This window comes from Streptomyces sp. NBC_00271 (genome assembly GCF_036178845.1).
In the GTDB taxonomy this organism is placed as follows: Bacteria; Actinomycetota; Actinomycetes; order Streptomycetales; family Streptomycetaceae; genus Streptomyces.
In genome coordinates this window covers 9,441,950-9,456,141 of record NZ_CP108070.1, presented here as the reverse complement: position 1 = coordinate 9,456,141, position 14,192 = coordinate 9,441,950, and the positions used below count along the sequence as shown (strand labels likewise).

At 69.6% G+C, this 14,192-nt stretch carries 9 protein-coding genes, 1 tRNA gene and 3 pseudogenes; 6 read left to right on the top strand and 7 right to left on the bottom strand.

The annotated features are described in order from the left end of the window. Positions 1 to 29: 29 nt before the first annotated feature. Entirely contained in the window at positions 30 to 434 is a 405-nt protein-coding gene (locus tag OG798_RS42925; protein WP_095851579.1) for a DUF1003 domain-containing protein, read from the top strand. Positions 435 to 447: 13 nt separating this feature from the next. On the opposite strand, the gene OG798_RS42920 is transcribed toward OG798_RS42925, so the two are convergent. Together OG798_RS42920 and OG798_RS42915 are read right to left on the bottom strand one after the other, a co-directional pair. Beyond that, positions 448 to 969, bottom strand: coding sequence for an ANTAR domain-containing response regulator (locus OG798_RS42920; protein WP_328760152.1), 522 nt, complete (start codon positions 967 to 969; stop codon positions 448 to 450). A 315-nt stretch (positions 970 to 1,284) separates the two neighbouring features. Then, a complete protein-coding gene (locus OG798_RS42915) occupies positions 1,285 to 2,199 on the bottom strand; it encodes a helix-turn-helix domain-containing protein (protein WP_121414384.1) in 915 nt (304 codons plus the stop codon). Positions 2,200 to 2,295: 96 nt separating this feature from the next. On the opposite strand from OG798_RS42915, the gene OG798_RS42910 reads away from it, so the two are divergent. Next, the gene (locus OG798_RS42910) at positions 2,296 to 3,828 is read left to right on the top strand and encodes an alpha/beta fold hydrolase (protein WP_121414385.1); all 1,533 of its coding nucleotides are present in this window, start codon (positions 2,296 to 2,298) and stop codon (positions 3,826 to 3,828) included. 359 nt (positions 3,829 to 4,187) lie between these two features. Here OG798_RS42910 and OG798_RS42905 read toward each other — a convergent pair whose 3' ends face one another. Continuing rightward, a complete protein-coding gene (locus tag OG798_RS42905; RefSeq protein WP_328758775.1) occupies positions 4,188 to 6,356 on the bottom strand; it encodes a hypothetical protein in 2,169 nt (722 codons plus the stop codon). Between the two features lie 305 nt (positions 6,357 to 6,661). Here OG798_RS42905 and OG798_RS42900 point away from each other — a divergent pair. After that, positions 6,662 to 7,498 (top strand): annotated as a pseudogene (locus OG798_RS42900) (RNA repair domain-containing protein); the annotation flags it as partial. Between the two features lie 156 nt (positions 7,499 to 7,654). On the opposite strand, the pseudogene OG798_RS42895 reads toward OG798_RS42900, so the two are convergent. Continuing rightward, positions 7,655 to 8,521, bottom strand: a pseudogene (locus OG798_RS42895) (sensor histidine kinase); the annotation flags it as partial. Positions 8,522 to 8,524: 3 nt separating this feature from the next. Between OG798_RS42895 and OG798_RS56740 the strand changes: the two are divergent. After that, positions 8,525 to 8,716: pseudogene (locus OG798_RS56740) on the top strand (hypothetical protein); the annotation flags it as partial. 233 nt (positions 8,717 to 8,949) lie between these two features. Further along, complete coding sequence (locus OG798_RS42890; RefSeq protein WP_413253670.1) at positions 8,950 to 10,188, top strand: L,D-transpeptidase; 1,239 nt, start codon at positions 8,950 to 8,952, stop codon at positions 10,186 to 10,188. Between the two features lie 458 nt (positions 10,189 to 10,646). On the opposite strand, the gene OG798_RS42885 is transcribed toward OG798_RS42890, so the two are convergent. Both OG798_RS42885 and OG798_RS42880 read right to left on the bottom strand, forming a co-directional pair. Then, positions 10,647 to 10,731 (bottom strand) — tRNA-Leu (locus OG798_RS42885). A 206-nt stretch (positions 10,732 to 10,937) separates the two neighbouring features. Beyond that, positions 10,938 to 11,399, bottom strand: coding sequence for a MarR family winged helix-turn-helix transcriptional regulator (locus OG798_RS42880; RefSeq protein WP_328758774.1), 462 nt, complete (start codon positions 11,397 to 11,399; stop codon positions 10,938 to 10,940). 61 nt (positions 11,400 to 11,460) lie between these two features. Between OG798_RS42880 and OG798_RS42875 the strand changes: the two genes are divergently transcribed. Continuing rightward, a complete protein-coding gene (locus OG798_RS42875) occupies positions 11,461 to 12,396 on the top strand; it encodes an LLM class flavin-dependent oxidoreductase (RefSeq protein ID WP_328758773.1) in 936 nt (311 codons plus the stop codon). A 22-nt stretch (positions 12,397 to 12,418) separates the two neighbouring features. Here OG798_RS42875 and OG798_RS42870 read toward each other — a convergent pair whose 3' ends face one another. Next, entirely contained in the window at positions 12,419 to 13,972 is a 1,554-nt protein-coding gene (locus OG798_RS42870) for an aldehyde dehydrogenase family protein (RefSeq protein ID WP_097224065.1), read from the bottom strand. Between the last annotated feature and the right edge of the window lie 220 nt (positions 13,973 to 14,192).

Sequence of the window (14,192 nt, the reverse complement as noted above, 5' to 3'; positions counted from 1 at the left end):
CACTCCAATTCTGCGAGAGGCGCGTTGCGATGAGCGAGCAGGACAACCAGGCCGTACACCATCCCGCGGTGGTCGCGCACCACCAGAGCCGTGCCGGGGACGTCCAACTGCGTGTCGCCGATGCCATCACGAAGTTCGCCGGTTCAATGCCGTTCGTCTATATCCACGCGGTCGCTTTCGCGTTGTGGATGCTCTTCTTCGAGGCCAACCCCTGGCCCACGTTGACGCTCGTGGTGTCACTGGAGGCGATCTTCCTGTCGGCGTTCGTCATGATCGGCCAGAACCGGCAGGCTGCCTTCCAGCAGATCAAGGCCGATCATGATTTCGTCGAGCAGGAGTTGGAGCTCAAGACCAACACCGAGCTGACCCGTGCGATCCATGCCATGACCACGGAACTCCACAGCCGTTTGATCGAGGACCGCGCGGAAAAGTAGCGGGCCCGGGTGGTCAGGCGCCCAGGCCGGGGAGGGGTTCGGAGTCGTCGATGAAGGCGCGGGCCACGTCGGACAGGCGCCGGTTGTGGGAACGGGCATAGCCGCGCAGGGCGGTGAAGGCCTGTTCCATGTCGATGCCCCGGCGTTCGGCGAGTTTTCCCTTGGCCTGCTCGATCAGTACGCGGCTGTTCAGCGCCGTCTGCAGCTGTTCGTTGAGGACGGTGCCGCGCCGGCTGGAACCTTGTTGTAGCAGGCTGATGGTGGCGACATCGGCCAGGGCCTGGGCGAGCGGCGTCGCAGCCGGGTCGAAGGGGCCGGGGGTCGCACGGAAGAGGTTCAGGGCGCCGACGGTCTCGTCCCGCAGGCGCATGGGCAGGGCCTGGACGGCCCCGAATCCGCTGCGGTGAGCCGGCGTGACGTCATGGCCGTCGCGGCGCGTGCGCGCGAGGGGGCCGTCTCCGGGGCCCCAGGAACAGGAGCTGGTCCTGGTTCGCCACTGGTGACGATCACCGTGCTGTCCCCGACGGCAGACCAGGCGAAGCGGACTGTATGCCCCTCGACATGCCCCTCGACGACCAGATCGGCGCGGGGTCTTGTCCCCATCCGCAGGACCGCGGTGCCGGAGAGCACCTGCTCACTGCTGGTGTCCGCCGGGAACATGGCGGGGATCATGGCGACTCATTCTCTCCCGTCCGCCTCCGCGAGTGAGATGTCGCCCTTCAGTTGATGGATTGTGCGTCCTGGTCGGCGGGCCCCGCAGGGCGCCCGTGCCGACCGTTGCCCGGGACGGGCGAGGCCCTGCTCTCCGGTCGCCAGGGGGAAGGCATCCGGTGGGGGAAAGGCACCCGGTTCAGTCCGCCGGCCCGGCGGTCTGGGTGTCCAGCGCGGCGCAGAGCCAGTCGTGCGCGGCGCCGGCGGTCGGTTCCGACGGGCCGGACAGTTCGGCGGTGAGTTCCCAGTAGCGGTCGATACGGGGATCCGCGGCCAGCAGGCGACTGAGTCCCCGGCGGAAGGCGGGAGTGTCCCGCGTGCCGCGTGAGCGGGCATAGGCGGAGACGAAGCAGTCGAGTGCTTCACCCTCGTGTGGTGGCCGCTGCGCCCGCAGCCGCGGCGATGCCAGCGCATACGCCTCGACGAGACCGTCGTAGAGCACGGCCGGGCGGCCCCCGTCGGGCCCGTGTGCCGCGGGCTGGCCGTGACCGGTGCCGGGGCAGGGGGCGGACACGAGGGCGTGCAGCCGGGTGAAGGCCAGCACCTGGGCCGGCGTCGGGCCTTCGGGGAGCTGTGGAACCGCGTGTTCGACGATGGCGGAGACCAGCCGGGCCGGGAGCCGCGGCGGCAGCCAGCGCCGCCAGAAGCGTGCCAGTGCGGCCGTGCTGGGCGGGACGGACACGGCGCCGATCAGCCGCAGCCGCTCGGCGCGTTCCTCGGGGGCACAGTCCTGGAGCAGCTGGAGGGCTGCCTCCTGCCAGCGCAGGGCAGCCAGCCGCGAGCCGATCTGCCGCAGCTGCCCCGCGACGACGTCCTCCAAGGTGTCCTCCTGGTCGAGGACCCGGCCCACTTCGGGCACCGGCAGGTCGAGGGTGCGCAGGGAGCGGATCAGGTGGAGCCGGTCGAGTGCCTCGGGGCCGTACCTGCGGTGGCCGCCTGCGCTGCGGGCGGCTTCGGGCAGCAGACCGCGGTCCGAGTAGAAGCGGACGGTCTTGACGGTGACGCCCGCGTGCTCGGCGAGCTCTCCGATGCTCCATGTGCTTTCAGGGCCCACGACTTGAACCTCCCTCAGGGGGAGTTCCTACCGTACCCACGAGCGCGGACGGCCGGTACGGACGGCCCTGCGACCACAGTGTGCGAGGAGACATCGATGACGGCATTCATCCTGGTGGCGGGCGCCCACACCGGCGGCTGGATATGGCAGGCGGTGGCCGATCGGCTGCGGGAGTCGGGGGCACAGGCGTATCCGGTGACGCTCACCGGCATGGGTGAGCGCGGCCATGCGGCGGGGCCCGACACGGACCTGGAGACGCATATCCACGATCTGCTGCGGGTGATCGACCGGACGGACGCGGCAGAGGTGGTGTTGGTCGGTCACTGCTACGGCATCTACCCGGTGCTCGGCGCCGCCGACCGGCGCCCGGAACGGATCGCCCGGATCGTCCACCTGGATGCGGGCATGCCCCAGCACGGCGACCAGGCCCTCACCCTGGTGCCCGACCAGGCGGTCCGCGACCGGCTGCTGCACCGAGCCGGGCCGGCCGATGACGACTGGCGGATTCCCCCGCCGCCACTTGAGGAGTGGCAGCGCTGGGGCAGCGTCGCCGGCCTCCCGCCCGCCGTGCTGGCTCGGCTTGCGGCACACGCCGTACCGCAGCCGGTGGGCACGCTCACCCAACCGCTCCGCCTGTCGAAAGCGGTCTCCGAGCTGCCGAAGACCGGCGTCCTGTGCACCGCCAACGGTTCGAGCATCGCCATGGTCGAGGCCCTGGTGGGGATGGGGGACCCGCGCTTCCAGGTGCTCACCGACCCGCGGGTGAGCTTCTTCGAACTCGACACCGGGCACTGGCCGATGCTCTCCCGCCCCGACGAGGTGGCCGAGACACTGGTGCGGGCCGCCGCGGGAGAAGGGCACCGGGTGACCGCGAAGGTGAACGAACAGCCGGCACACCTTCGCCCCTTCCTGATGGATGTATCGGAGCGGCCTCGCGAGCGGGTGGGACGGGTCGATCTATACCTCCCCGACGACCTTCCCGACGACCTCGCTCAAGCCGACCATCCGCGGCCGGCGGTGGTGTTCGTCCACGGTGGCCCGGTCCACCCCGACGTGCGGCCGACTCCCCGGGACTGGCCGGGCTTCGTCGGCTACGGCCGGTACGTGGCGGGTTTGGGGGCCGTCGGCGTGACGCTGGACCATCGGCTGCACGATCTCGCCGACTACGGTCGGGCCGCCGAGGACATAGCCGAAGCGGTCGACCTCGTACGGGCCGATCCGCGCGTCGACGGGGACCGCGTGGCGCTGTGGCACTTCTCCAGTGGCGGGCTGTTGGCGGCGGACTGGCTCGCGGCGCCCCCGCCGTGGTTGCGGTGCGTCGCGGCGAGCTATCCGATACTCGCGCCGCTGCCGAACTGGGGGCTCGTCGATGCCCGGTTCCGCCCGGCTGACGCGGTGCGTACCGCGGGACGACTGCCGATCGTGTTGACCCGGGTGGAGCTGGAGCGCGCGGAGATCGCGGTGACGGTCGAGGAATTCCTGGCCGCCGCCGAGAAGTGCGACGCCGATGTCGAGGTGATCGACGTACCGCTCGGCCACCACGGTTTCGAGACGATCGACCATACCGAGCAGGCGCGCCACGCCGTGGAGCGAGCGGTGCGATCCGTCCTGGAGCACCTGCGGCGCTGAGACATCCCTCGACGAGCCGACCGAGCCCACGGAATGCGTGTCTCACCGCGGTACTTGAGCTATCGGTATAGGGCACATAGCGCTCGGCGCATTGAGCTTGGACGCCGGTCGACATCCCTCACAGGGGTGGTGCTCTCGGGTTCCAGCCTTGTCGAGGGGCGGGGTCAAGGGCCCTGTTGATTCCGGAGCACGAATCCCTCCCTCTTCGGGACATTTTTCACCGATGACGTCGACTCCCAACACTTCGGTGGTGAAGGGCACGGTAACGAGGTCGCTGAGCACGGCATGGAATCCGGTATCCCTGTCATGCGGTCACTCTGCCGCCGACCTCGCCCTTGAGCGCCAGGAGCGCCAAGTCCTCAGCGGGACCGCCTGCCGCCCCGGCTGCCGTTCTCTCGGTGGCCGCGCTGCTGAACGAGGCCGACGTGGGCCTTGCGCTCCCGGGGCCCACGCTCGGCGAGGGCCTGAAGGTCCGCGAGGCCCTCCCGGTCCGGGTGACCGGAGGCCAGAGCCGCCCGGAGGGCCTCTTCGGCCTCGCGACCTTGTTGGCGTAGTACTTCCCTCACCCCGTCGGCGCCGGTCGCCTCACAGAGCTGCAACAGGCTCTCAGCGACCATGAGCAGGCTTTCCGGCTCCGTGAGGTCCTCGGGGGTGAGAATCTCCCGGCGTGCCAGGAGGCTCAGCGCGGTGGGAGCCAGCCAGGAATCCGAACGCAGGCCTCGCAGCAGGAGCTCCCCGTCGCCGAGCGATGAGACGAGGACGTCCAGCATGGCCTCGGCCCGGGTACGGAACGGCATGGTCCGCACCGCGTGGACGAGCTGCTCCAGCGCCGCGGACCGGTCGCCGTGGACGGCGATCCACGCGGCGAGCTCCGCCCGGGCGGACTCTGGATCGTAGTGATCGGCGAGGACGCCCAGCAAACCGGCCGGCGAGGCCTGGGCAAGCTCGCCGATCAGGGGTGCGTCCCGGCCTTCGGCCAGCAGCCGACGGCGCACGGAGTCCGTTCCGAGGTCAGTGAGACGGATCAACTCGACCGGGCCCGAGCTCAGTTCGAAGTTCAGTTTCCGGGCCCGCTGGGTGTCCTCGTCATCCAGCTGAGCGTCCCTCAACAGGGCGTCACCCGACAGGGTCTCGTCCGGCAGGGCGTCGTTCAGCAGCCCGGCAAGTCCGGTCGGCATCCCTGGCAGTATGCCGGACGGCGTCGAGAGGTCGTCATCGCCCTCGGTCGGTATTCCGGCCCACCCCTCGAGGTCGTTCTCGCTCATCGCGAGATCCGCAAAGACGTGGTCGGCCATCCCCTGGTGGCACTCGATCGCCCCCAGGTCCTCCAAAACACCCAGCACGGTGCGTAGATCGTCATCGGCCTGTTCGAACCCGATGGAGTCCGTGGCGAAGACCTCGAGCAGGGAACTCGAGCGGTAGGCGAGGTGGACGCTGTCCCGCAGCCCGGGCCAGGGCATGGGGTACGGCAGGCTGTAGAGGGTTGCCAGTACGTCGGGCAGGACGACGTCGCACATGTCGTACTCGACGAACAGCACGGATTCTCCGTACCTGCCGCCGCGCCCGCGCCTCACTGGGCTGGGCAGCTCGCGGAACGCGTCGAACGCGCGCCGCCACAGTGCAAGCGGGTCGTTCAGTACAGGCTCAGCCTTGGCCACCGCGTACAGCCTCCCCTTGGCGACTCGTATCAGCCTGGCTGTCTTCGCCCACTCCACAAGGAGGTTGAGGCGCGGCAGGTCCGCGGACGAGCGGACCGAGTCCGTGTCATCTCCGGTGTTCAGCCGCTCTACGAGTTCCCGGGCATCTGATAGACGCAGCCTGCCGGAACCGGTGAGCGTTCTGCGGTCGCGCCCGGCCCACTCGGCCAGCTCGCGCAGCTGCCGCAGGACCGGTGACCGGCCGGCCTGCTCCCGCAGGACATCGTCGCCCGGGAGCGCGACCGGGAGCTGAGGCTCGGACCGTACCGGCCCGGAACTCCGCGTGTGCCGCTCGACGATGGTCTGAAGCACCTCCGAGTCGTAGGGCACCTCGCCGCCCTGTGCCCGCCCCACGAAGTCCTGCAACTCCTGCTCGTCGTGGACGTCGACGCCCTGCTCCGCGGCGGTGGTGATCCAGAACTTCGCCAGGCTCCAGAGGCTGCGGTCGGCCATCGCCTCCGCGTAGCGGGGCGCCGCCGCGTCGACGGCCTCCAGCACCTCGGGCAGGGACGCCCCTCGGGGATCGGCAAGATGGACGTCGTCCAGATACCGCAGCAGGCACCGCAAAGTGCCTGGCGCATCGGCGGGCTCCTCGTCGGGAAGTACGGTCACCGTCCACGGAACCCAGTCGAGCAGGAACTCCTCGATGTGCGGCTGGTCCCACAGTCCCAGCCTGCCGTCCGGCGTACCGAGATGGCGGTAGTCCAGCGCGGCTTCGACGACGAACGGATCGGCGTCGATCCCGTTCCGTCGGGCCCACTGTTCGAACCGGTGGACAAGAAGACCACAAACCGCCTGGTACTCGTTCTCCTCCGCGGGATTGAAGATCATCCGCATGGTTTCCCGCTCTTGTCTTTCGCAGGGCTCTGTCTCGTTGCCCACGCTACCGGCCGCGACGAACAGGCCGGTCCCAGAGCCGCGACGAACAAGCCGGTCCCAGAACCGACAGGACGCCGGGAAGAGGTACGGCCACGCTGCCGCGGGTGCTCACCGCACACGCGCACCGGCTCTCCTTGCCGTCCCCCCGTCAGGCGCACCGCACCTGATGCGTCGCGGTGCGAGCGGAACAACCGTCGAAGGCAGGGTGGGCGGCACCCTGGAGGAAGAGAAGGTGTGAAGGCGGGCGAGGAGGCGTGATGCGGACCAGCGACGAGATCTATCACCGGGTCCGCTGGGACCCGCGGTTCGACCCGGGCCGGTTCGTGCTGGGGATCAGCCAGCGCGGAGATGCCCTCAAACGCATCCCGCTGTCTTCCTTCGTGCCCGGGGGCGACTTCCCGTGGCACCGGGTGGTGTTCATCGAGGCGGACGGCGAGGTGGTCTGGGACCGGGCCACGGGTGTGGACCGCATCGACGCTTCGGGCGCCGGCCGGGTGCGGGACCCGCAAGCGGACCTGAGCTTCGACACGAGCTCCGGCAGGCGCGAGCCCGCCGGCGTCCTCGACGTGTCCCCGACGGCCCGCACTGCGGTGGCCTGGGTCCCGCCTGCGGAGCTGTGGCCGCCGATCCAGGACATCCGCCGGGACTACGATCCGCAGATCCACCGCTGGCCGCCGCACGTCAATGTGCTCTTCGGCTTCGTGCCGGAGTCCGACTTCGAGCGGGCGGCCCCGCTGCTCGCCGCGGCGACGGCCGAGACGCCGGTCTTCACCGCCCGACTGGACGGGGTGCACACCTTCCAGCACAGGGCGTACTTCACTGTGTGGCTCGACCCGACGGCGGCCGGCACGGCGCCATGGGCGGACCTGCACCGCGTACTGCGGCAACGGTTCCCGCGCTGTCGTGGGCCCTCCAAGAACTTCACCCCACATCTGTCCCTGGGCCGGACCCGGGATCCGCGGCGCGTCACCGCCGACTGCGCCACCCGGTTCGACGCCATGACGGCGACAGTCTGGGACCTCGTCCTGCTCTCACGCAGGGGCGACGGGCCGATGCGGCCACGGGCCACGGTCGCCCTGCGCACGGGAGAGGTCCGCCGGCTGCCCGAGCCCGGCCCCGAAGCGCCGGGCCCGGAAGACACGGCCTGGCTCTCCGAGATCACCGACAGGTGAGGCACATGGCCAGGTGAGACAAAGTCTCGACGACGGCCGAACGCTGGCTCAGTCAAGCCTGCGCGTCCTGTACGCCGAGAACGGCCGTGAAGGCGTGGAGGCAGCCGCCTCCCCGGGATCGGCGGCGGTGTCCACCCGGACGGGCGTGCGGACCCCGGGCAGGTCGGCGACGGCACTCTCGGTCAGCAGGGACAGCGGCCCTCGTGGGCGGGCCTCGACGACCAGCACGCGGCGCCCTGCGGGTGGCGCGCCGTGGGTGTCCGCGGCGAGGCCGGCTTCGCCGTGGCGTCCCAGGCTGCCGGGTGCGGTGCCGCGGCGGTCGCGTGGCTCGGCGCCGGGCCCTGCCGCCGCAGGGGCTGCGGCGGCTGCCGGTGGGGCCGCCGTGTCCTGGACGGCGGGGTGCGCGGTCGGCAGGTACAGGGTGAAACAGCTGCCCTCGTCTTGGGTGCTCTGGGCGTGGATGGAGCCGCCGAGCAGGTAGGCGATCTCGCGGCAGATGGACAGGCCCAGGCCGGTTCCTCCGTACTTGCGGCTGGTGGTGCCATCGGCCTGCTGGAAGGCACCGAAGATGTTCTCCAGGTGCTGGTCCGAGATGCCGATGCCGGTGTCGCTGACCCGGAAGGCCAGGGCGGGGCTGCCGCGGCGGACGGAGTCGGGCAGGCCGGCGGCGGCCCTGTCGACGGGTTCGATCCGCAGCTCGACATGGCCTGCCTCGGTGAACTTCACCGCGTTGGAGAGCGGGTTGCGGAGTACCTGGCGCAGCCGGGACTCGTCGGTGACCAGTTCGGACGGGACCCCAGGGGCCGTGACGACCCGGAACTCCAGTCCTTTGTGGGAGCTCAGGGGGCGGAAGGCGGCCTCCAGGTAGTCCAGCAGCTGACGCAGCCGGAAGCGCTCGGGGCTGATATCCATGTTCCCCGCCTCGACCTTGGACAGGCCGAGGATTGTCAAGCGCTTCGGCAGTTCGCCAACGGCATCGACGCCGCGAGCCAGCGCGTACACAGGGCCTTCCTCGCCTCCGGGCGGGTCCTCGGGGAAGGCGTCGACCTCACCGGCGAGCGCGGAGTGAAGGCCATCTACTTCGCCGACACCCGCGGCCCCCAGGTCGAGATCATGCAGAACATCGGCCGGGCGCTCCGCCCGGAACCGGGCGCCCCCCGTCATGACCGGCTCCGGGCGGCGAGAGCGGATCGACTACGCGCCATCCGTCAGCCGAGCAGGGCCTCGGCGACGAGCTCAACGGTGCGTGGCCTTCACCACAGTTTGCTCATTTAAGGGCGGATAAACCCATATAAAGAGTTTTATAGCTAGCTGCACTCCCTCGGCATCCAGCTCCAGGGATTCAACGACCAGTGACACGGGAGAAGCACTTGATCACGGCACGTAAAGGACGCACCCGGCTGGTGGCTGCGGTCGGTGTACTCGGCGGTGTGCTCTCGCTCACGGCCCTCGGCGGTACCAGCAACGCTGCTACCAGCGGTAATGACGCCGGGAATCACCCGAAACCGCAGGCGTCGGCGGATCGGGCGGCCACCCAGGAGGCTTCCGACGCCCGAATAAGGATCACGCCCAAGCAAGGTGCCTACGACGTCGGGATCAACAACTCCGTCAAGGTCACCGTCAGCAACGGCAAGCTCACCAAGGTGACCATGACCGCCGTCGCGACCGGTGCCGAGGTTCCGGGCACCCTGTCCGCCGACGGCACGTCCTGGAAGCCGAACGGCCGGCTGGAGCGGGCCACCAAGTATCAGGTCGCCGCGGAGGCCATGGACGCCAAGGGCCGCTCCGTCACCGGGAACGCCACGATCACCACGGTCTCCCCGGCGAACAACTTCATCGGGCACCTCTCCCCCGAGGACGGGTCGACCGTCGGCGTGGGCATGCCGGTGACGGTCAACTTCGACAAGGCGATCAACAACAAGGCCGCCATGGAGTCGAAGATCCAGGTCAGCTCCAGCAGCGGCCAGCAGGTCGTCGGCCACTGGTTCAACAACGACCGCCTGGACTTCCGCCCCAAGAACTACTGGAAGCCCGGCTCCACCGTCACCGTCACGCTCAACCTCCACGGCATCCAGAAGACGGTCACGTTCGAGATCGGCCGGAGCCAGATCAGCACGGTCGACGCCAAGACGAAGCAGATGACCGTCGTACGGGACGGCAAGACGATCAAGACCATCCCGATCTCGTCCGGCAGCACCGAGCACCCGACGTACAACGGTCAGATGGTCATCTCCGAGAAGTTCAGGCAGATCCACATGAACGGTGCGACCGTCGGCCTCACTAAGAAGGACGGCAAGCCCTCCTACGACATCGAGGCCGTACCGCACGCCATGCGCCTGACCGACTCGGGCACCTTCATCCACGGCAACTACTGGGGTACCAACGCGGTCTTCGGCAAGGTCAACACCAGCCACGGCTGCGTGGGCCTGAAGGACGTCAAGGGCGGCGGCGATGGCAGGAAGCCCGCCGCGTGGTTCTTCGACAACTCGATGATCGGTGACGTCGTGATCGTCAAGAACTCCGAAGACAAGACCATGTTGGCCCCCGACAACGGCCTCAGCGACTGGAACATGCCGTGGAGCGAGTGGGTCGCGGGCAGCGCGACCGGCTGACGCCACGTCACTCCCCAAGCATCTGAATACCTGAATCCCTTCCGCCAGGCGGCGGGCGACACGGTGTCGCCCGCCGCCTGCGGCGTCAGGACGCTCGAGCACCTTGCCTCGTGTGGGACCGCGGTAGCGTCACGTCGCCCAACAGACGACCGATGTCGGCGGACCGGTGGGCTGTTCGACACCAGTACTGTGCGCCCATCGCCCGCCAGTCCCGCTTGGCACTGGGCCGGAAGAGGCTGATCGCGAGCAGCACGGTGTTCAAGATCACCCGAGGCCAGCCGACCTCGCCGGCGTCACCCAATGGATCAACCACGCGCAGAGAGACAAGGAAGCGGCGCGGAAGAAACTCGACGCGCTCCGGCATCACCATCAATTACGAAAACGCAACAAGGACCGCGACCGTAAGGTCGAGGCCCTCATCACCGTATCGTCAGTGATCTTCACTGGTTGTAACGTTGTGTCCGAGGGGGGACTTGAACCCCCACGCCCGATAAAGGGCACTAGCACCTCAAGCTAGCGCGTCTGCCATTCCGCCACCCGGACCAGGTGTCTGCCGCCTGGCCGGAGGTGTTCCCCGCGGCGACATGGACAACAATACCAAGGTTTCGGAGTGCCTTTCACCTGCATATCCGGGTCCTGGGAGTGGCTGTACGGGGCCGAAGGTGGGGGCGCCCGGCCGATCACAAAAGGTGACGCGTAGATCACCCAGGGTCCACGCGGAGGAGCCGAGGAGCCCCGGACCCGCACCCTCACTCCGCGATCCGACTCTCCTCCAGCACCAAGATCTGCAGGGCCCGCACGAGCGCGGCCGCCGCCTCCTCGCCCAGTGGGTCGAGGAACCGCCGCTCCATCGCGAGGCGTGCACGCTCGGCCCGGTCGAGGCAGTTCCGGCCCGCGGGCGTCAGCTCGACGATGTTCTTGCGCCGGTCCTGAGGACTGCGGCGCCGCTCGACCAGTCCCTGGTCTTCCAGGCCGTCGACGAGCGCGACCATCGTGGTGCGGTCGACGCCGAGCCGTCCGGCCACCTCGACCTGCGACAGCGGGTACTCGGCGGCGAGCACCGCCAGCACCGCGAGCTCATGGCCGTCGATCCCGAAGGGCGCCAACGCCTTCGCGGACGCCCGCGCCAGCTGCTGCTGGGCATGCTTGAGCAGATAGCCGAGCCGGGACTCGAGGGGTACGGGAGGTACGGGAGGGCGCTCACCGGTCATGCCGGGAACTGTACCTAAGACTGATTGTCAGCTGAGCTGATGATTATCTAGGCTGAGCAATATGAGCGATCGACGCGTGCGCTTCGGTATCAAGACCACCCCCATGCACGTCTCCTACGACGACATCCGCCGTGTCTGGCAGGAGGCCGACGCCCTGCCCGAGATCGAGGACGCCTGGCTCTGGGACCATCTGCTTCCGCTCCGCGGCCCCAAGGACGGCCAGGTCCATGAGGGTTGGACGCTGCTCAGCGCCCTGGCCGCGCAGACCGAGCGGCTGCGGCTCGGGCTCCTCGTCACCAGCAACCGCATCCGCCCGCCGGCCGTCCTCGGGAAGATGGCCTCGACCGTGGACGTGGTCTCCGGCGGTCGGCTGGTCATGGGCATCGGTGTCGGCGGCACCCACCAGCCGCCCGACGCGGGCGGGATCGCCGGCGAGAATCCGGCCATCGCCGAGTACGAGGCGTACGGGCTCTCCCTCGTCCCGCCCGGCGAGGGGGTCGCCCGGCTCGGCGAGACGGTCGCGATCCTGCGCCGGATGTGGACGGAGGACGACCCCTTCGACTTTGAGGGGCGTTATTACCGGTTGCGGGGCACGCGGAACGAGCCCAAGCCGGTGCAGCGGCCCGGGCCGCCTCTGCTGATCGGCGGCTGGGGGACTCGACTGCTGCGGCTCGTCGCCGAGCAGGCCGACATCTGGAACATCCCCGGACCGCCGCACAACAACGTCGCGTTCGTCGCCGAGCGTGGTCGGGTGCTGGACGCTCACTGTGCGGACATCGGACGGGATCCATGTGAGATCACGCGTTCCGTACAGGTCGTCGTCTCGTACGACGATCCCGCCGCCACCCGCGCCACCGTCGCCGACCTCATCGGCATCGGCGTGAACCATGTCGTGCTCAGTCTGCCCCAGCCCTACCCACCAGGTGTCGCCCGCTGGCTGGTGGACGAGATCATCGCAGGAGTCCGCAAGGGTCCGAGAGAGCAGGCGGCGCCCTGAAGCGGGTACCGCCCGCCCCACCTCACGGAACGAGCTGGTACTCGGGGAAGTTGCCCGGCAGCCGCTCCCCCGCCGGCCCCTGCGTGACGGCGCGCACGAGCAGCTCGCCGCCGACGAAGGCGCCGCGCCAGGACGCGCCGAGGCCGCCGAAGAGCTCGTCGCGGTCGCCGCGGGAGCGGGGCTTGCCGCGGCCGACCTTGAACGCGCGGATCTGCGGGGCCAGTCGGGCGTACGTCGCCTCGTCGTCCGTGGACAGCGTGGCGACGAGCGCGCCGTTCGACGCGTTCATCGCGGCGAGCAGCTCCGCCTCGGTGTCGACCAGGACGATGGTGTCGACCGGGCCGAAGGGCTCCGCGTGGTGCAGCGGTGAGGACGGCGGCGGGTTCAGGAGCGTGACCGGTTGGACGTACGCCGCCGTGTCCTGGCCGGGCAGGAAGCGTGCGTCGGTCAGCTTGCCGCGGTGCAGCGGGACGGCGCCGCGGTCGATGGCCTCCGCCACCTGGTCGTGCAGCTCCTTTGCCTTGGCGGCGTTGATGACGGGCCCGAAGTCCAGCGCGGGGTAGGGGTCTTCGGGGTGCTCGACGGCCAGCGGGTGACCGACCCGCAGGGTGCGGACGGCGGGGAGGTAGGCGGCGAGGAACTCGTCGAACAGCGTGCGCTGGACGACGAAGCGCGGGTAGGCGGTGCAGCGCTGCTTGCCGTAGTCGAAGAGCTTGGGGATGACGGCTGTCAGTGCGTCCCAGTCCGTGTGGTTCCAGATGCCCCAGGTGTTGAGTCCCTCCTGTTCGAGTACATGCCGCTTGCCCAGGTCGGCGACGGCGGTGGCCACCGCGGCACCCGTGTCACGGCCGCCGACGAAGGAGACGCAGCCGATCTCGGGCGCGCGGACCAGCGCCTCCGACAGCTCGCCTCCGCTGCCGCTGACGAGGGTGACGGGGATCCCTTCGCGTGCGGCGAGCGCGCCGGCCAGGGTGAGGCAGGCGACGCCGCCGTCGGTCGGGGTCTTGGCGATGACCGCGTTCCCTGCCAATGCCTGTACCAGCATTGCGTGAACGAGCACGCTCATCGGGTAGTTCCAGCTCGCGATGTTGGACACGGGCCCCTCGAGCGGAGCCCGGCCGTCCACCATGGGCTCGATGCCGTCGACGTACCAGCGCACGCCGTCGATCGCCCGGTCCACGTCGGCCTGCGCGAGTCGCCAGGGCTTGCCGATCTCCCAGACGAGGAGGAGGGCGAGCAGCTCGCGGTGCTCGGTCAGGGCGTCGAGGGTGGCCGCGACGCGCGCCCGTCGTTCGGCGAGCGGGACGTGGCGCCAGGCCCGGTGCTGGTCGAGTGAGGCTCGTACGGCCTGGTGGGCGGTTGCGGCGTTCAGGCGGGGCGGGCCCGCGATGGGGCTTCCGTCGACCGGACTGGTGGCGGGCAGTGCCCGGCCGTCCGCCCGCCAGGAGGCGTCCCAGAGATTGAGGACGCGGTCCTCCTGGAACGCCTCGGGGGCCACGGCGAGGCAGCGCTGCCAGGCGTCGGCCCAGGACGTACCGGACTTCAGGACGAGGGGGGTGTTGAGGGTGGATGCCATTCGGATGTCTCCGCTCTCGGTGCACAGTCGGGGGCGGGAGGTGCCTGGCTCCTGCCGAGCTGCATGGTGCACGGGCCCGGACGAGGAGTGGTCGCATCCGTGCGGAGGAGGACGGTGGTCGCGTCCGCACGGAGGGAAGGGTCCGTACGCGGGAGGGTGGTCGCGTACGTACGGAGGAAGGTACTGAGGAGGCTCCGCTCGTGACAGTCACCTCACATCA